The sequence below is a fragment of the Aminobacter sp. Piv2-1 genome, from assembly GCF_037625995.1.
Taxonomy (GTDB): Bacteria; Pseudomonadota; Alphaproteobacteria; order Rhizobiales; family Rhizobiaceae; genus Aminobacter.
This window is the reverse complement of record NZ_JARKMU010000011.1, coordinates 110820-126885: the sequence shown is the minus strand read 5'-3', so window position 1 is coordinate 126885 and position 16066 is coordinate 110820. Positions and strand designations below refer to the sequence as shown.

16 protein-coding genes are annotated in these 16066 nt (G+C 65.9%); 6 read left to right on the top strand and 10 right to left on the bottom strand.

Going from position 1 to position 16066, the window contains the following annotated elements:
* The first annotated feature begins 88 nt into the window (after nucleotides 1-88).
* The 6 genes from AmiPiv_RS19775 (at nucleotide 89) to AmiPiv_RS19750 (ending at nucleotide 7072) form a co-directional block, all read left to right on the top strand.
* The gene (locus AmiPiv_RS19775; RefSeq protein ID WP_340040128.1) at nucleotides 89-427 is read left to right on the top strand and encodes a hypothetical protein; all 339 of its coding nucleotides are present in this window, start codon (nucleotides 89-91) and stop codon (nucleotides 425-427) included.
* Nucleotides 428-607: 180 nt separating this feature from the next.
* Nucleotides 608-1303, top strand: coding sequence for a TerC family protein (locus tag AmiPiv_RS19770; protein WP_340040126.1), 696 nt, complete (start codon nucleotides 608-610; stop codon nucleotides 1301-1303).
* A gap of 189 nt (nucleotides 1304-1492) precedes the next feature.
* Complete coding sequence (rimO, locus tag AmiPiv_RS19765) at nucleotides 1493-2809, top strand: 30S ribosomal protein S12 methylthiotransferase RimO (protein ID WP_340040124.1); 1317 nt, start codon at nucleotides 1493-1495, stop codon at nucleotides 2807-2809.
* A gap of 170 nt (nucleotides 2810-2979) precedes the next feature.
* Nucleotides 2980-4233, top strand: a complete 1254-nt coding sequence (locus tag AmiPiv_RS19760) for a multidrug effflux MFS transporter (RefSeq protein ID WP_340040122.1) — start codon at nucleotides 2980-2982, stop codon at nucleotides 4231-4233.
* Nucleotides 4234-4382: 149 nt separating this feature from the next.
* On the top strand, nucleotides 4383-5600 hold the full coding sequence (locus AmiPiv_RS19755) for an ABC transporter substrate-binding protein (protein WP_340040120.1): 1218 nt from the start codon (nucleotides 4383-4385) through the stop codon (nucleotides 5598-5600).
* Nucleotides 5601-6004: 404 nt separating this feature from the next.
* A complete protein-coding gene (locus AmiPiv_RS19750) occupies nucleotides 6005-7072 on the top strand; it encodes a helix-turn-helix transcriptional regulator (RefSeq protein WP_340040118.1) in 1068 nt (355 codons plus the stop codon).
* A gap of 146 nt (nucleotides 7073-7218) precedes the next feature.
* Here AmiPiv_RS19750 and AmiPiv_RS19745 read toward each other — a convergent pair whose 3' ends face one another.
* From AmiPiv_RS19745 to AmiPiv_RS19700, 10 genes are all read right to left on the bottom strand, one after another.
* Complete coding sequence (locus tag AmiPiv_RS19745; protein ID WP_340040115.1) at nucleotides 7219-8346, bottom strand: NADH:flavin oxidoreductase; 1128 nt, start codon at nucleotides 8344-8346, stop codon at nucleotides 7219-7221.
* Entirely contained in the window at nucleotides 8318-8953 is a 636-nt protein-coding gene (locus tag AmiPiv_RS19740) for a nuclear transport factor 2 family protein (RefSeq protein ID WP_340040114.1), read from the bottom strand. Before AmiPiv_RS19740 ends, AmiPiv_RS19745 begins: the two co-directional genes overlap by 29 nt.
* 32 nt (nucleotides 8954-8985) lie before the next feature.
* Complete coding sequence (locus AmiPiv_RS19735) at nucleotides 8986-9444, bottom strand: MaoC family dehydratase (RefSeq protein WP_340040112.1); 459 nt, start codon at nucleotides 9442-9444, stop codon at nucleotides 8986-8988.
* A 2-nt stretch (nucleotides 9445-9446) separates the two neighbouring features.
* Nucleotides 9447-10247 carry an SDR family oxidoreductase gene (locus AmiPiv_RS19730; protein ID WP_340040110.1) on the bottom strand — a complete coding sequence of 267 codons (801 nt, stop codon included), beginning with the start codon at nucleotides 10245-10247 and terminating at the stop codon, nucleotides 9447-9449.
* A gap of 21 nt (nucleotides 10248-10268) precedes the next feature.
* Complete coding sequence (locus AmiPiv_RS19725) at nucleotides 10269-11027, bottom strand: enoyl-CoA hydratase family protein (protein WP_340040108.1); 759 nt, start codon at nucleotides 11025-11027, stop codon at nucleotides 10269-10271.
* Between the two features lie 14 nt (nucleotides 11028-11041).
* A complete protein-coding gene (locus tag AmiPiv_RS19720) occupies nucleotides 11042-12109 on the bottom strand; it encodes an NAD(P)H-dependent flavin oxidoreductase (RefSeq protein ID WP_340040107.1) in 1068 nt (355 codons plus the stop codon).
* Between the two features lie 130 nt (nucleotides 12110-12239).
* Complete coding sequence (locus AmiPiv_RS19715; RefSeq protein ID WP_340040106.1) at nucleotides 12240-13004, bottom strand: SDR family NAD(P)-dependent oxidoreductase; 765 nt, start codon at nucleotides 13002-13004, stop codon at nucleotides 12240-12242.
* Nucleotides 13005-13049: 45 nt separating this feature from the next.
* Complete coding sequence (locus AmiPiv_RS19710) at nucleotides 13050-13583, bottom strand: nuclear transport factor 2 family protein (protein WP_340040104.1); 534 nt, start codon at nucleotides 13581-13583, stop codon at nucleotides 13050-13052.
* Between the two features lie 37 nt (nucleotides 13584-13620).
* Nucleotides 13621-14796: an acyl-CoA dehydrogenase family protein gene (locus AmiPiv_RS19705; RefSeq protein ID WP_340040103.1), complete on the bottom strand. Its 1176-nt coding sequence runs from the start codon at nucleotides 14794-14796 to the stop codon at nucleotides 13621-13623.
* Nucleotides 14793-15923 (bottom strand): acyl-CoA dehydrogenase family protein, encoded by a 1131-nt coding sequence (locus AmiPiv_RS19700; protein WP_340040101.1) that lies wholly within the window; start codon nucleotides 15921-15923, stop codon nucleotides 14793-14795. Before AmiPiv_RS19700 ends, AmiPiv_RS19705 begins: the two co-directional genes overlap by 4 nt.
* Nucleotides 15924-16066: the final 143 nt, after the last annotated feature.

Here is a 16066-nt window from a genome sequence, read left to right as displayed (position 1 = left end):
GGCACGGCGACGGCATGCAGATCTTTGCGCAACTTACTGTAATGTTGGTCTTTTCCAAGGATATGCGGCAGGCTATAGAAGATCCATCATGATGCTCTCGCGACTTGTCCTTGCGCTGTCGACCCTGCTGTTTGCCGTTTCACTCAGCGGCTGCGCCCGTTCGTCCGACGGCACGGTGGTGATCCCGAGACCCTTGGACTCGCGGCGCTTCTGGCAGGACGACGAAGCCAGGCGTGCCGCCGCCGAGCGTGCGCAGGCGTCGGCCTTCCCGACCGGGCAGGACATCCGTTTCGTCGAGCAGGAACCCGGTCCGCACGCTGTTCCGTCCCGCCGTACCGCGGCTCCGGCATCCGCCCAGGCAGGCAAGCCGCTGTCCTGCCGCAACGTCGCCGGCGCCGGCGGCCGGGTCAGATACGTCTGCGACTGAGCGTCTGGCCGGCAGCGGATCGCAGCCGAAAACGGCCGTTTTTCACCAATTTTCGTCAGCCTGGCGTCAGCATTCCCGCAGTTTTGCGCGAATTCGCCAAAACGTCCGGCTTGTCGGTTGACGGCGAAGCCTTGCGCGTTATAGCCCCATTCCTGACGCGCTACGGAGAGGTCTCGTCTCATGGAAATATTCACGGCTGCGGGCTTTTCGGCCCTTCTGCAGGTCATTGCCATCGACCTGGTTCTGGCAGGTGACAACGCCATCGTCATCGGTCTCGCCGCAGCCGGCCTACCCTCCGACCAGCGCAAGAAGGCCATCCTGGTCGGCATCGGCGCCGCCACCGTGCTGCGCATCATCTTCGCACTGATCACGCAAACGCTGCTGGCCATCGGGCCGATGCTGCTGATCGCAGGCGGCCTGCTGCTCTTGTGGGTCTGCTGGAAGATGTGGCGCGAGCTGCGCGTCAGCCACGAAGAGGAAGAAGCCGCGACCGAAGCCCTCTCCGACGTTGACTACGACAAGGACGGAACCGTCGCCAGCAAGGGGCCGCGCAAGACTTTCGCACAAGCCGCCTGGCAGATCGTCATCGCCGACGTCTCGATGTCGCTCGACAACGTGCTGGCCGTCGCCGGCGCGGCCATGGAGCACCCGACGGTCCTCATCATCGGTCTTGCGCTGTCCATCGCGCTGATGGGTTTCGCTGCCTCCTTCGTGGCCCGCCTGCTGCACAGGTTCCGCTGGATCGCCTATATCGGCCTGCTGATCATCCTCTATGTCGCGGTCAAGATGCTGCTCGACGGCGCCGTGCAGCAGTTCCCCGAGCAGTTCGCCTTCCTGGCACCCCCCTGGTTCGGGCCGAGCGCCGGCGGCCTCTGAGGCGACGGAATTAGCGGGCCGGGTCAACCCGGCCCGTTTCGCATGCCGCATCCGCCGGTTTGCTTGAAGCCAGAACTGTGCTATTGCGCCGCCCGAATTGAGCTCGTGCCAGAGCGAACAGATCGACACATCGCAAGATTTCCGGGCCGGACCCCAGGGTAGCCGGCCCGCGTCCATTGGAAGCCGCTTATGACCGCAGCACCCCGCGTGAGTTTTGTCAGCCTCGGATGCCCGAAGGCGCTCGTCGATTCCGAACGCATCCTCACCCAGCTCCGCGCCGAGGGCTACGAGATCGCCCGCAAGCACGACGGCGCCGACCTCGTGGTCGTAAACACTTGTGGTTTCCTGGATTCGGCGCGCGATGAATCGCTCAACGCGATCGGGACTGCGATGAAGGAGAACGGCAAGGTCATCGTCACCGGCTGCATGGGCGCCACGCCCGAACTGATCCGCGAGAAGCACCCGAATGTCTTCGCCATCACCGGCCCGCAGGCCTATGAGAGCGTCATGGCCGCGGTCCACGAGGCCGCGCCCCCGGCGCACGATCCGTTCACCGACCTGGTGCCGCCGCAAGGCGTCAAGCTCACGCCGCGTCACTACGCCTATCTGAAGATTTCAGAGGGTTGCAACAACCGCTGCACCTTCTGCATCATCCCGGCCTTGCGCGGCGACCTCGTCTCGCGGCCCGCAGCCGACGTGCTGCGCGAGGCGGAGAAGCTCGCCAATGCCGGCGTCAAGGAACTGCTCGTCATCTCGCAGGACACCAGCGCCTACGGCATCGACATCAAATATGCGACCTCGCCCTGGAAGGACCGCGAGGTCCGCGCAAAATTCCTCGACCTGTCGCAGGAGCTCGGCGAACTCGGCATCTGGGTGCGCATGCACTATGTCTACCCCTACCCGCATGTCGCCGATGTCATCCCGCTGATGGCCGACGGCAAGATCCTTCCCTATCTCGACATTCCCTTCCAGCACGCCTCGCCGCAGGTGCTGAAGAACATGCGTCGCCCGGCCCACGGCGAAAAGGCGCTCGAGCGCATCCGCGGCTGGCGCGACGTCTGCCCGGACCTCGCCATCCGCTCGACCTTCATCGTCGGCTTCCCGGGCGAGACGGAAGAAGACTTCGAGATGCTGCTCGACTGGCTCGATGAAGCCAAGATCGACCGCGCCGGCTGCTTCAAGTACGAGCCGGTCCAGGGCGCCCGCTCCAACGAGCTCGGCCTCGATCAGGTGCCTGAAGAGGTCAAGGAAGCCCGCTGGCACCGCTTCATGCAGCGCCAGCAGAAGATATCCGCCGCCCAGCAGCAGAAGAAGGTCGGCAAGCGCCTGCCGGTCATCATCGACGAGGCGAACGGCACGACCGCTAAGGGCCGCACCAAATACGACGCACCCGAGATCGACGGTTCGGTGCACATCCAGTCGCGCCGCCCGCTGCGCGTCGGCGACATCGTCACCGTCAAGATCGACCGCGCCGACGCCTACGACCTGCACGGCCAGGCCGTCTGATCCCCAAGACAGGGCCGCGGCAGCGGCCCTTTTCTTTTCGGCTGTCCGCTGGCAACCCGGCACCGGAATAGTCCGAACGGCAGATGATCTTTCGCGGCCGCGGTTGGAATTGGACATAGGCACTCTGCCGCACAGGCGCCTGCCGTCCATTCCAGCCGGAGGCCCGCGCCATGAAATACGACCATCCCAGCGAGCGTCCGGCCGGCGTGATGAGCGAGCGGCGCGTGACTGTCGTCGGTGCGGTTCTGGCCGGGCTCGGTCCGGCCTCGCTGTCGCTCTTCACGCCTGCGATGCCGGAGATCGTGCACGCCTTCGGCACGACCGAGGACGCGGTGAAGATGACGCTCGGGCTCTATTTCGCCGGCTTCGCCCTCACCCAGCTCGTCTGCGGCCCGTTGGCCGACGGCTACGGCCGCAAGCCGGTGACGCTGGCGTTCCTCGGCATCTACCTCCTCGGCAGCCTCGGCGCGCTGCTGGCGCCCTCCATCGAGGTGCTGATCCTGTCGCGCCTGCTGCAGGGGGCGGGAGCCGCGGTCGGGCTTTCGCTGTCGCGCGCCATCGTACGCGACCTGTTCGCCCACGAGCAGTCGGCGCGCATCCTGAACCTCATCACCCTCATCCTTGCGCTGGCCCCGGCGCTGGCGCCGACCATCGGCGGGCTGGTCATGCAGATCGCCGGCTGGCACACGATCTTCTCGATCATGTTCCTGATGGGCATCGCCGCCCTGCTGACTGTCAGGTTCGCCCTGGTCGAAACCGTCGAACGCGACCCGAGCCGGGCACGACCGGGGGCGGTCATCAAAACCTACGGGAAGCTGCTCGGCAGCGGCTATTTCCTGTTCTCCAGCCTCGTCATCGCCGGCACGCTGGGCGCCTACTACACGCAGGCGACCGTGCTGCCCTTCATCCTGATGGATCGGCTCGGCCTGACGCCGGCGCAATTCGGCCTGGCGATGCTGTTCCAGTCGGCCAGCTTCATCGCCGGTTCGCTGGTGATGCGCAGCCTTATTCCGCGCTATGGCGCCTATCGCATGGTCCCCGTCGGTCTGGCGACCAGCGGCCTCGGTGCTGCGGCCATGGCGCTCTTCCTGGGCCTGTACGAGCCGACCTTCGCCTCGGTCATGGTTCCGATGGCGATGTTCGTCTTCGGCAACTCCTTCGTCATGCCGGCGATGTCGGCGGCGACCGTCGCCGCCTTTCCGGACAATGCCGGCGCAGCCGCGTCGCTGAGCGGCTTCATGCAGATGGGCAGCGGACTTGCCGGGACGGTGCTCGCGGGCCTCCTCGGCGACGCCGTGAAAGGCATGTCGGTCGTGGTACCGCTGATGGGCCTCGGAGCGATCCTTGCCTGGCTGGCATGGCGAAAGCTGCCGGAGCCCGCTCTGGCGCGAGCGGTCGTCGCCAGGAAGCTGCCACCGCGCTGAGCGTGGCCCATTTGGCACATTAGCGACGTTTTATTTTAGCGCGCCCTGAACGATTTCCGCCTGTCCCCGCGCTCCATCGTCCAAGCGGACGATGCCTCATGACCTAGGGTCGTGACTGCTGTCGGTCGAAGTAAGCGGAGGAGAAACGCATGCACTTCCAGTGGAATGGTTCCATTACGAGACGTCTGACCATCGGCATGGCCTCGGCGGCAGCGCTGGCCCTTTCGGTCGGAAATGCCCCGGCGCAGGAAACGATGAAGATCGGCGGCATCATGTCGCTCACCGGCGGCGGCGCATCGATCGGCAAGACCGCCGAAGTCGGCTGGAAGCTGGCGATCGAGGACATCAACGCCGCGGGCGGCATCCTCGGCAAAAAAGCCGAGCTGGTGCTCGGCGATACCATGACCGACCCGACGCATGCCGTCAGCGAGGTCCGTCGCCTGATCGAGAATGAGAAGGTTCAGGTCCTCGTCGGCCCGGCGACCAGCCAGGAGACGATCCCGGTCGTGCCGGTGGCGACGGAAAAGAAGATCGCGCAGGTCTCGTCGGCCGCCTCCACCCAGCTGACCCCCGAAGCCGGTCCGTTTCATTTCTCGGGCTCGGTCACCGGGCTGAACCAGATGAAGCCGAACATCGACTTCGCCATCGACGTGCTCAAGCTCAAGAAGCTGGCGCTCATCTCCGACAATGGCGGCATGTCCAAGGCCGCCGTGGTCGAGATCGTCGACTACCTGAAGTCGAAGGGCGTCGAGCCGACCGCCGTGCAGGAATTCGCCTTCCGCACCGAGGACATGACCCCGCAGTTGTTCCAGATGCGCAGTTCGGGCGCCGAGGCGATCCTGCTCATCAACTCGATCGGCGACGACTCGCGCAAGCTGCTCGAGAACCGGGCCGACATCGGCTGGGACGTGCCGGTGCTGGCCAACCAGACCATGACCAACTACGCGGTCGGCAATGCCGCGGTCGTCGGCGAGGAAGCCTTCAAGGACGTATACAGCGTGCAGTTCGTCGGCATGACCTACTGCGCCAACGATCCGGTCGGCGCGTCGCCCTTCGCCAAGTTCGTCAAGCGCGCCAGGGAGCAGGTAGCCGACGTCGACCGCATGGGTGGCGCCTCGGCTCTGATCCCCTACTACATCCAGCCGATCGTGCTGGCGGCGGCCATCAACGGCTCGGGCAAGACCGACGGTCCGTCGATCGCCGCATGGCTGCAGGAGAACGCCTCCAAGGTGGAAATGCTCACCGGCCCGATCCAGGCGAGCGCCAAGAGCCACTTCCTGCCGGCGCCGGAATCGATCAAGGTCGTCAAGAACCCCTACAAGCCGCGCGAGGACGGGCTGGTCGAACGAGCCAACTGCGGCGACTGAACCGCCAACGCAGGACAGATGCATCACGGGCCGGGTCGCGAGACCCGGCCCGTTTGATTTTGCAGCGAGGGCGTTATCCGCCGCTGACATTCTGTCAAAAATTCCACGCCGCCTACTCATCATTTGACACAGCGTCAATTTAATGACATTGTGTCGATGTTAATCATTTCGCATTCGGGAGGAAGCGCGATGACCGGACCGAGCAGCATGCGCATGGCAGTTGGGTCAGCGATTGTCCGGTCGCAGGCACGACCCGGTTTCCTCCCACCATCCTGAAAGCCGAAGTCCGGGCAGGCCCTACGCCCGCCTGAACCACGAACTCATTCTCGTTTGACCTCCCGGCGCGACGGCTGCCGGGCAAGGACACCGCACGCTCGTGCGACGGATATTTGGGAGAGCCTAAGATGACCTTTCACGCCCGCTCCATCGTCGAATTCGGCCATTTCCTGAACAGGGTTTCGGACAGCCTGCTCAACGGCAAGCCGCTGCGCAGCTCGCTCGAACTCATCCGCGAGCAGTTCGATGCCTATGCCGCAGTGCTGGTGATCGAAGACCGGGCGCGCACCGGCGAGACCTACTACGCGTTTACCGAAATCAACGAGCCGATGCTGGACGCCGCCGGCGCTCCCCTCGCCCGCCCGGCGCAGCTCGCCTATCTGGCGGAACGCTGCCAGCCCATGACAGCGACGCACGTGACCGCCGACGACGCCGCGCGCTATACGCTCTGGGTGTTCCGCGATCGTGCCGGCGCCAAGTTCGACGACGATGCCGCATCGGTTTGCGAGATCCTCGTCTCGCAGCTCGTCCGGGGGGTCGAAACGTCGTGGCGGATGGGCGCCACGGAGGTCGAGCGCAGGCTCTATTCCGACGTCATGGACAAACTCTACGTCGGCGTCGTCATCCTCGACCATTCGGGCAAGATCGTCCGCGCCTCGGATGCGGCGCTCAAGCTGCTTCAGGCCCGCGACGGGCTCCAGGTGCAGAGCAATCGCCTGCGCGCCACCTCGGCCAAGGAAGACCGCGATTTCCAGAACCTGGTGAAGATCGCCATGCAGAGCGCGGCCGACGACGAGGGTACCGTCTCGCGCGGGCTGTCGCTGACCAAGCAGTCAGGCTCGCGCAACCTCGGCGTCATCGTCCGGCCGATCCGCGGCAGCAAGGACAACGCGGCGGCGGCCAATTCGGCGGTTGCGGTCTACATCCGCGACCCGGAGGCCAATTCCGAGGTCGAGGGCGATCTCGTGCGCCAGCTCTTCGACCTGACGCCGGCAGAGGCTGCCGTTGCCCGCCGCCTGACCGCCGGCCTGTCGCTCGAAGATGCGGCGAGCTCGCTCGACATCAGCCGCAACACAGCGCGTGCGCACCTGCGCTCGATCTTTTCCAAGAGCGGCATCACGCGGCAGACCGAGCTGGTGCGGCTCGTGCTCAACAGTGCCGTCATCCTCGGCCATGGTCCGCGCCAGGCGGCCTGACCGGCAATCCTCCCAGTCGACCCAAGCTCACAAGCGCCGGCGGACAAAGTCCCCGGCGCTTCTTTTTTTGCTGGCTACGATGATCGGCAGGGAATGGCTGGCGTCGCCACAAACAGGAAAGGCGCCGCGAACGGCGCCTTTTGCGGTCAGAACAGCGATTTCAGCTGTTCCTTGGAGTAGCCCACCCCTTCGTGGGCCCGGCCCTGCCGGACCTTCAGCGCCCATGCCGGGTCGGCCAACAATGCGCGGCCGACGGCCAGGATGTCGAACTCGTCGCGCGCCAGCGGCTTTTCGATCACCTCGAGCGAGGTGGCCTCGGCGGCATTGAGCCCCGGGCGGTCCAGTCCGACGCCGCCGACGGCGATGACGGACAATCCGGTGAGCTTCTTCGTCCAGCCGGCGAGCGTCATGTCGTTTTCGGCGGCGAAACCCGGCTCCCAGACGCGCCGCGTCGAGCAGTGCATGATGCTGACGCCCGCATCGACCAGCGGCTCCAGCACCTCGGCCAGTTCAGCGGGCGTTTCGCCCAGCACGGCCTTGTAGTCCTGCTGCTTCCACTGCGAATAGCGGAACGAGATCGGAAAATCGGGACCGACACGGCTGCGCATCGCCTCGATGACTTCGACGGCAAAGCGCGTGCGCTCGCGCCGGTTGCCGCCATAGCGGTCGGTGCGGCGGTTCGACGTCGCCCAGAAGAACTCGTCGATCAGGTAGCCATGCGCGCCGTGGATCTCGACGCCGTCGAAGCCCAGCCTCTGCGCCGCTTCCGCAGCCTCGGCGTAGGATTCGATCACCTCGAAGATCTCCTTCTCGGTCATCGCCTTGGTCGGTTCGGCATGGCCGGTGAAGGCATTGAGGTTTTCGGACGGGCCGATGCCGGGAACTCCCGGTTGGGGCGCCATCGACGAGTTGCGGAAGCTGCCGGTGTGCCAGAGCTGCGGGAAGATCCTGCCGCCGGCGGCATGCACCGCCGTGAGAACCTTGGCCCAGCCGGCAAAGGCTGCCTCGCCGGCGAAATAGGGCACGCCTTCATAGCTCGGCGCGGTCGGATGGCCGATATAGGTCGCCTCGGTGATGATCAGCCCGACCTGGTTCAGCGCGCGGCGCGCGTAATAGGACGACACCTTCTCGTGCGGGATGCCCTCGGGGCAGAGGTAGCGCGACATAGGCGCCATTGCGATGCGATTGGACAGCTCCAGGCCGCCGATCTTGATCGGCCGGAACAGCTTGTCGGCGATCAAATTGTCAGCGCACACGGTTGCCACGGATATCATTGCCTCTGCGCATGGTTTCGATGAAGGCTTCGAGCGGCGCCGGTTCCGGTAGCGCCTCGTCGGGGCCGGAACGGGCCCAGAACTCCTTCCAGGACGGGAACAGCTCGTGGAACGAGCCCTCATAGGGCTCGCGGCCCGGCCAGCGCATCTTGCGCGAACCGACGGGCGGCTTGTTGAGATCGGTGGCATACCAGTAGAGCGGCTGGCGGCGGCGGAAGAACCAGCGCCCGTCGATGCGCTCGTAGCGGTCGTAATACATCATCTGCATGATGACCCACTCGGCGCCGCATTCGTGCTCGTTCTTGGAGTAGACGACGCCCACCGCATTGTCGGCGTCGATGAACTCGATGATGGTCGAGCCGACATGGTGCGAGGTGCCGTCGAACTGCTTGCGCATCGTCTCGTCGAGCCAATCGCGCAGCGCCGCCCTGCCCGACTTGCCGCCGCCGACCTTGACGTCGGGCGCAAACAGCGAGGCCATCGCGTTCATGTCGCGCATGTCGAGCGCCAGCGAATATTTCGAAATCAGCTGGCGGATCTCGTCGCGCGACTCGAGCCTGTCCAGCCGCGCCAGGATCTCGGCCTGCGCGTCGCTCGTCTTGTCCATCGTCACCTCCGGTGGCTGAAGCGCCGCGCGCTTCAGAAGTAGTAGCGGCCGACCATGTCGGCGACGCAGCCGGGCTTGACCGAGCCCTCGATCTCGATGGTCACCCGCACCGTCGTCTGCACGGCGTTGCCGGGCAGGAACTCGGCGTTGACCAGCTCACCCGTGGCGCGAACCCTGGAGTTCACCGGCACGGGTGCTGGGAAGCGCAGCCGGTCGCAGCCGTAGTTGATGCCCATCTTCATGCCCTCCGCCTTGAACAGGTCGGGCAGGAAGCCGTTGATCAGCGAAAACGTCAGGCAGCCATGCGCCACCGTTTCGCCGAACGGGCCGTCCTTGGCGCGAACCGGATCGACATGGATCCACTGATGGTCGCCGGTCGCTTCGGCGAACATGTCGATGCGCGCCTGGTCGATGAGGAGCCAGTCGGTCGAGCCGAGGTTCTGGCCGATCGCCGCCACCGCCTCGTCGGGCGAGGAGAAGACGAGGCCCATCGTCAGGCCCTCTGGCTGGAGACGGAGACGATCTCGCCGACCATGTAGCCGGCATAGTCGCTGGCGAGGAACATCATGACGTTGGCGATTTCCCACACTTCCGCCGCGCGGCCGAAGGCTTCGAGGCTGGTCAGCGCGTCGAGCTGTTCCTGCGGCGCCGACTTCTTGAGGAAATCGTGCATGGCGATCGACGGCGACACGGCATTGATGCGGATGCCGTATTCGGCGGCTTCGACGGCCGAGCAGCGGGTGAAGGCCATCACGCCGGCCTTGGCGGCGGCATAATGCGACTGGCCCTTCTGGGCGCGCCAGCCGAGCACGGAGGCGTTGTTGACGATGGCGCCCTTGCCGCGCGGCTGCATCTTCTTGAGGGCTGCGCGCGTCATGCGCATCGTGCCCGTCAGGGTCACGTCGAGCACCAGGTTCCATTCGGCGTCGGTCATCTCGACGACGGGCTTGAGGCCGCCGAGACCGGCATTGTTGATCAGAACGTCGATGCCGCCGAGCTTTTCCTCGGCCGCGTCGACCAGCGCCTGCACCTGTTCCTCGTCGGTGACGTTGCAGAGCTGGCTGTAGATCTCGACCGTCGGCGAGAGCTCGCGCAGCTTCTCGGCCGCTTCCGCCAGGCGACGCTCATGCACGTCGGAGATCATGATGGCGCGGCAGCCCTCCTCGATCGCCTTGCGGGCGGCGGCAAAGCCGATGCCGACGCCGGCGGCCGCAGTGATAAGCACCGAGCGGCCCTTGAGCAGGCCATGGCCTTCGACATAGGGCGGGGCGGGAAGAATCTTGGTGGCGGTCATGGTCGGGGCGTCCTGGTCAGATTACTTCTTGAAGTCGGCGTCGCGCTTGCCGACGAAGGCGTCGCGCGCCTCCTGCGATTCCTGGGTGAGGTAGGCCTGGGCAGTAAAACCCTGCTCCCAGCGGTATTTCTTCTCGAGATCGCCGTCCTCGATGCCGTTCAGCGCTTCCTTGGCCAAGCGGATCATGATCGCGCTCTTGGCGGCGATGGTCCTGGCTAGCGTGATGGCGGCATCGCGCAGTTCCTCGCGCGGCACCACCTTCTCGACGGCGCCGAGGCGATAGGCTTCGGCCGCATCGATCGGCTCGCCGGTGAAGTACATCTGGCGCACCTTCTGCACCGGGAACAGGCGCTGCAAGTGCGCGCCGGCACCGAGCGCACCGCGGTCGACCTCGGGCACGCCGAAGGTCGCGTCAGGCGAGCACAGGATGATGTCGGCCGAGCCGCAGATGCCGATGCCGCCGCCGAGGATGTAGCCGTGGGCGGCGACGATCACCGGCTTCAGGCCGCGATGGATGGCGCGGAAGGTCTCCCAGTTGCCGGCATTCACTTCGGGAATGCGCTCGGGGTGCTTCTGCAGTTCCTTGATGTCGACGCCGGCGCAGAAGCCCCTGCCCTCGGCGCGGATGACGATCACGCGCACCTCGGCATTGGCGTTCAGCGCGTCGATCTCCTGCGAAAGCCTGCGCCAGCCGATGCTGTCGAGCGCGTTGACCGGGGCGCTCTCGATCACCAGCTCGGCGATGCCGTCTTCGATCCTGGTCCAGAATTGGTCGCTCATCGAATTCTCTCCAATCAGTTGGTAGCGACGAGCGCCGAGACGGCCTTGATCCGCGCTTCCGCCTCGCTGACGATGCGGGCGATCAGCTCTTCGCAGCTCTCGAGCCTGTCGATCATGGCGGCGGCCTGGCCGGATGGCAGCAGGCCGGTTTCGGTGTTGCCGTCGACCACGCCGCGCTGCACCAGCGTCGGCAGGTTCGGCGCCATCACGGTCTGGGCAAAGCTGTTCTCGCCGCTCGACAGCACCTTGAGGCCGAGCTTGGCCATGGCGATGGGCCCCAGCCCGCTCTCCCTGCCCCACTGGCGGGCGTATTTCATGCTCATGGCGAGGCGCGCCGGCAGGCTCATGTTCTCGAGGCGCTTGATCTCGGCGTTCTCGATGAAGCGCTGCGGCAGGCCGTCGACGGCGGTGGTGGTGCGGATCAGCGTCGGATCCTTGGTGGCGAGGTAGCGGTCGAGCGCCGAACGCGGCACCGGCGACTCCTTGGTCATCAGGAAGCGCGTGCCCATGGCAATGCCTGCCGCGCCATAGCCGAGGGCCGCGGCAAGGCCGCGCCCGTCGAAGAAGCCGCCAGCGGCAACCACCGGCACCTTCACCGCATCCAGCACCTGCGGCAACAGGATGGTCGTGGGCACGGCGCCGGTGTGGCCGCCGCCCTCGCCGCCCTGGACGGTGATGATGTCGGCGCCGAGCTCCACCGCCTTGACCGCATGCTTGACCGCACCGACCGTCGGCATGCAGACGACACCGGCATCCTTCAGCCGCTTGATGGTCTTGGCGTCGGGGCCGCGGCCGTAGCTCACGGCGCGCACCTTGTGCTTGATGACGACCGAGATCACTTCCTCGGCGTTGGGCTGGAACATGTGGAAATTGACGCCGAAGGGACGGTCGGTCTTCGACTTGATGGCGAGGATCTGGTTCTCCACGTCGCCCGGCTCGGTGGTCGCACCGGCGAAGAAGCCGAAGCCGCCGGCGTTGCAGGTCGCGGCCGTGAGGTTGGCGTCGGCGACCCAGCCCATGGCCGTCTGCACCACCGGGTAGCGGCTGCCGAGGCGTTCGCACAAGACGGTATGCAGGCTCATGGGCATTCTCTCCCGCTGGAAGTTCCGGCGACCGCCCGTTGCCAGATTGCAGGTGGGCGATCGCTCTGTCTTGTTTCAAATGATGCGCCGCACAAAGCGGAACATCGTCTGAATGAACTAACGAAAACGATCAGTAGAAGACACGTCCGCCGTTGACCATCAGCGTCTGGCCGGTGATGAAGCGCGACTTCTCGCTCGACAGGAAAATCACAGCGTTTGCAATGTCTTCCGGCTCGCTCAGTTCGCCGAGCGGGATCATGTTCTTGGCGCGCTCATAGGCGTCCTTGGGGATGCGCTGCATGGCGCGCGTGTTGGTCGGGCCGGGGCAGACGGCGTTGACGTTGACCTTGAACGGCCCGAGTTCGCGGGCGAGCGCACGGGTGAAGCCGAGCACGCCCGCCTTGGCCGAGGCGTAGTCGACGGTGCCGATGTCGCCGTTCATGGCCGAGTCCGACGAGATCGACACGATCTTGCCCGAGCGGCGCTCGCGCATGTCCTCGACCACCTGGCGCGTGCACATGAGCGTGGTCATCAGCGACACACCGATTACGAACTGCAGCGTCTCCGGCTTTGCCTGCCAGAACTCGGAGTAGTTCTCGCGCGCGGTCTGGCCGATGTTGTTGAGCAGCATGTCGACCGGGCCAAGTTCGCGCTTGATGCGGGCGAAGCTGTCGGTCACCACCTCCTGGCTCGTCATGTCGCCCACGAGCGGCAGCGCCTTGACGTTATGAGCGCGCACCAGCTCAGCGGTTTCGGCCAGCGCCTCGGCCTCACGGTCGAGGATTGCGACATCGGCACCTTCCTGCGCGTAGGCGATCGCGGCGGCTCGGCCGATGCCGTTGCCGGCGCCGGTCACCACGGCGATCTTGCCGGCAAATTGTCTCTGGTCAGTCATGCTTTCCCTCCCTCAGGAAATCTTGTCTGCGAATGGGTGAAGTCGTCAGCCGTGGCGGCCGAAAAGCGCGAGGACCCGGTAGGACAGGTCGTCGGGCCCGGGCCGCCCGAGCGGGCTGCCGGCGGCGAAATTTCTGTAGGCGTCTGGGTCGACAGCGCGCCTGGTCGACCAGTCGAGCGTGATCGAGCGGCCGAGGAAGCGCCATTCGCCATCGTCGCGCCGGTAGCGGTCGAGGCTGCGGCTGCCGGTGATCACCTCGTGGGCGTCGGGGCCATGCGCGCGGTGGTAGTTGATCTTGTAGACCTCGCCCTCGGCGCGGTCGCCATCGATCTCGAAGCTGGTGTTGACGACGTAGTGTGCGGTTGCGGCATAGTTCGACAGCGCCTTCTCGACGAAGGCCATGTATTCGTCCGGCCCGCCGGTGAACATGTCGCCATGCTCTTCAAAAGCCTCGTCGTGATAGAGGCTGCGCAACAGCTTGAAGTCGCGCCGGTCGACCGCCCGCGAATAGGCCGTCACCAGACGCCGCAGCGCGTCGCACGCCGCAAGCTCGCCCAAGTCTGCCTCCCGAATGCCCATGCCAATTTCCTCCCTGGCCCAGGCGCGTCCTTGCCTCTTACAGCTTGCCGCGCGGCTCCCTGGGCATGCCGAGGCCCTGCTCGGCGATGATGTTGAGCTGGATTTCGTTGGTGCCGCCGTAGATCGTGTCGGCGCGGGCAAACAGGAACATCTGCTGCAGCCGCTCGCGGCGCGGATCGTCCGAGACGACGTTGGCGTCCATCTTCAGCACGTCCATGGCGAGGCGGCCGAGGTCGCGGTGCCAGTTCGACCACTGGTACTTGTAGGTCAGCGCCTCGCGGCGCGTTTCGGCAGACTGGTCGTCGCTGAGGACGCGCATGGCGAGGTAGCGCATGGCGCGCAGTCCGGTCCAGGCATAGGCGACGCGCTGGCGGATCGCCGGCGACCGGTCGGAGCCGTTCCCCTTGGCGATATCGACGATCAGGTCGAGCTCCTGCTGGAAGCTCATCTGCTGGCCGAGGGTGGAGATGCCGCGCTCGAAGCCGAGAAGCGCCATGGCGATCTTCCAGCCGTCGCCGAGCTGTCCCACGACATCTTCGGCCTTGGCGCGTGCGCCGTCGAAGAACACCGAATTGAACTCGGCGCCGCCACCAATCTGCTTGATCGGATGGATTTCGACACCGGGCTGGGCAAGCGGCATCAGAAGGAAGATCAGACCGTTGCGGCCGACCGAGCCTTCCTCGCAGCGCGCCACGACGAAGATCCAGTCGGAGAGATGCGCGAGCGACGTCCAGACCTTCTGGCCCGACACGATCCAGTCCCCGGTCTCGGGGTCGAGCCTGGCGCGGGTCTTGATGTTGCCGAAGTCGGAGCCGGCGCTCGGCTCGGAATAGCCCTGGCACCAAACCTCGGTGCCGCTGAGGATGCCCGGCAGGAAGCGCTTCTTCTGGTCCTCGGTGCCGAAGGCGATGAGCGTCGGCCCCATCAGGCCTTCGCCGATGTGGCCCATGCGGCCCGGCCCGCCGGCCCGGCTGTACTCTTCCTGGAAGGCGACCTGCTCGGCGACTGACAGTCCGCGCCCGCCATGTTCCTGCGACCAGCCCGGGCAGGTCCAGCGGCCGGCGGCCAGCTCGCGTTCCCATTCCTTGCGCAGTTCCGGCAGGACATCGCCCTCGCCCGAACCGCCGCGATATTTCAGCTCTGCGAACTTGCCGGTGAGATGGCGCGCCATCCAGTCGCGCACCTCGGCGCGGAATGCGGTCAGGTCGCTCACTTCAGGCCTCCGTCGCCGAAGACGGATGCGGCAATGCCGTCGAGATGAGCGTCGCGCGGGCCGAGCAACGCGGCACTCGCCTGCGCCCGCTTGAAATAGAGGTGCGGGTCGTATTCCCAGGTGAAGCCGATGCCGCCATGCAGCTGGATCGCCTCCTCTGCAGCGCGGAACTGCAGGTCGGAGGCGAGCACGCGAGCGCCAGAAATCTCCAGGGCGTTGTCGCCCCCCTCGCCCAGGCTTGCCGCCGCGCCGAAAACCAGCGAGCGCGCCTCGGCGATGTCGACCACCAGCCTGGCGCAGCGATGCTTGATCGCCTGGAAGGAAGCGATGGTGCGGCCGAACTGGACGCGCTCGGCGATGTAGGCGAGCGTGACGTCGAGCGCGCCTTGCGCGGTACCAAGCTGCTCTGCCGCGAGGCCAAGATTGGCAGATGCCAGCGCCTGCCCCAGTTGGTCGGCGCTCACGCCACCGTCGTCGATGCGGCTGTCCGCCGGGACTTCCACGGCGAGATCAAGCGAAGCGATCGGCCGGGTGCCGTCCAGAACCTTGAGCGGCGTGACGGTCTGGCCGGCGTCCCGCGACAGCGCAAACAGTGCGGTCGCTCCGCCCTCGAGCTCGGCCGGCACCAGTACGACATCGGCCACTTCGAGATCGACGACCTGGGCGACCCTGCCGTCCAGCCGATAGCCGGCCGCGGTGCGCGACGCCTTGACCGCAACCGTCGCCGCCGGATCGACCACGGAAGGATCGGCATAGGCGACGGTCACGGCCATTTCGCCCGCGGCAATGGCTGCAAGATACTTGGCCCTGGCAGCCTCGTTTCCGGCCGACTGCAACAGCGGTGCCGCCAGGCACACCGTCGACCAGAATGGCACGCAGGCAAGACGCGCACCGGTGAGTTCCATCAGGATCGCCACTTCGGTGGCACCGAGACCCAACCCGCCATATTCCTCGGGGATCGCCATGGCGCACCAGCCGAGCTCGCGCGAAATGCTGGCCCACAGCGCAGCGTCGTGGCTGGCGGCCGCGTCGACGACGCGCCGGGTCGCTTCGGAGGACGACTGTTCGCGCAGGAAACGCTGGGCTTCCTTGCGGATCATCTGCTGGTCTGGTGTGAATTCGAGCATGCGGTCCTGTCGGGCACGGATTGGAGCGGCGCCGTTGCGCCTGATGCGGCAATGAAGCGCTTCATGCCGGATGCCACCGGCCGGCGCCAGCAACATCGTCCAAATGTGGGATGCTGGCGCTTGGCCTCGACTAGTCTACTCGC

What these genes read in the sequence shown, in the direction of transcription:
- AmiPiv_RS19775 (WP_340040128.1), top strand. Translation starts at nt 89, where the DNA reads ATGATGCTCTCGCGACTTGTCCTTGCGCTGTCGACCCTGCTGTTTGCC.
- AmiPiv_RS19730 (WP_340040110.1), bottom strand. Translation starts at nt 10,247, where the DNA reads ATGACCGCCACCAAGATTCTTCCCGCCCCGCCCTATGTCGAAGGCCAT.
- AmiPiv_RS19725 (WP_340040108.1), bottom strand. Translation starts at nt 11,027, where the DNA reads ATGAGCGACCAATTCTGGACCAGGATCGAAGACGGCATCGCCGAGCTG.
- AmiPiv_RS19735 (WP_340040112.1), bottom strand. Translation starts at nt 9,444, where the DNA reads ATGGGCCTCGTCTTCTCCTCGCCCGACGAGGCGGTGGCGGCGATCGGC.
- AmiPiv_RS19755 (WP_340040120.1), top strand. Translation starts at nt 4,383, where the DNA reads ATGCACTTCCAGTGGAATGGTTCCATTACGAGACGTCTGACCATCGGC.
- AmiPiv_RS19770 (WP_340040126.1), top strand. Translation starts at nt 608, where the DNA reads ATGGAAATATTCACGGCTGCGGGCTTTTCGGCCCTTCTGCAGGTCATT.
- AmiPiv_RS19720 (WP_340040107.1), bottom strand. Translation starts at nt 12,109, where the DNA reads ATGAGCCTGCATACCGTCTTGTGCGAACGCCTCGGCAGCCGCTACCCG.
- AmiPiv_RS19750 (WP_340040118.1), top strand. Translation starts at nt 6,005, where the DNA reads ATGACCTTTCACGCCCGCTCCATCGTCGAATTCGGCCATTTCCTGAAC.
- AmiPiv_RS19745 (WP_340040115.1), bottom strand. Translation starts at nt 8,346, where the DNA reads ATGATATCCGTGGCAACCGTGTGCGCTGACAATTTGATCGCCGACAAG.
- AmiPiv_RS19740 (WP_340040114.1), bottom strand. Translation starts at nt 8,953, where the DNA reads ATGGACAAGACGAGCGACGCGCAGGCCGAGATCCTGGCGCGGCTGGAC.
- AmiPiv_RS19760 (WP_340040122.1), top strand. Translation starts at nt 2,980, where the DNA reads ATGAAATACGACCATCCCAGCGAGCGTCCGGCCGGCGTGATGAGCGAG.
- rimO (WP_340040124.1), top strand. Translation starts at nt 1,493, where the DNA reads ATGACCGCAGCACCCCGCGTGAGTTTTGTCAGCCTCGGATGCCCGAAG.
- AmiPiv_RS19700 (WP_340040101.1), bottom strand. Translation starts at nt 15,923, where the DNA reads ATGCTCGAATTCACACCAGACCAGCAGATGATCCGCAAGGAAGCCCAG.
- AmiPiv_RS19715 (WP_340040106.1), bottom strand. Translation starts at nt 13,004, where the DNA reads ATGACTGACCAGAGACAATTTGCCGGCAAGATCGCCGTGGTGACCGGC.
- AmiPiv_RS19710 (WP_340040104.1), bottom strand. Translation starts at nt 13,583, where the DNA reads ATGGGCATTCGGGAGGCAGACTTGGGCGAGCTTGCGGCGTGCGACGCG.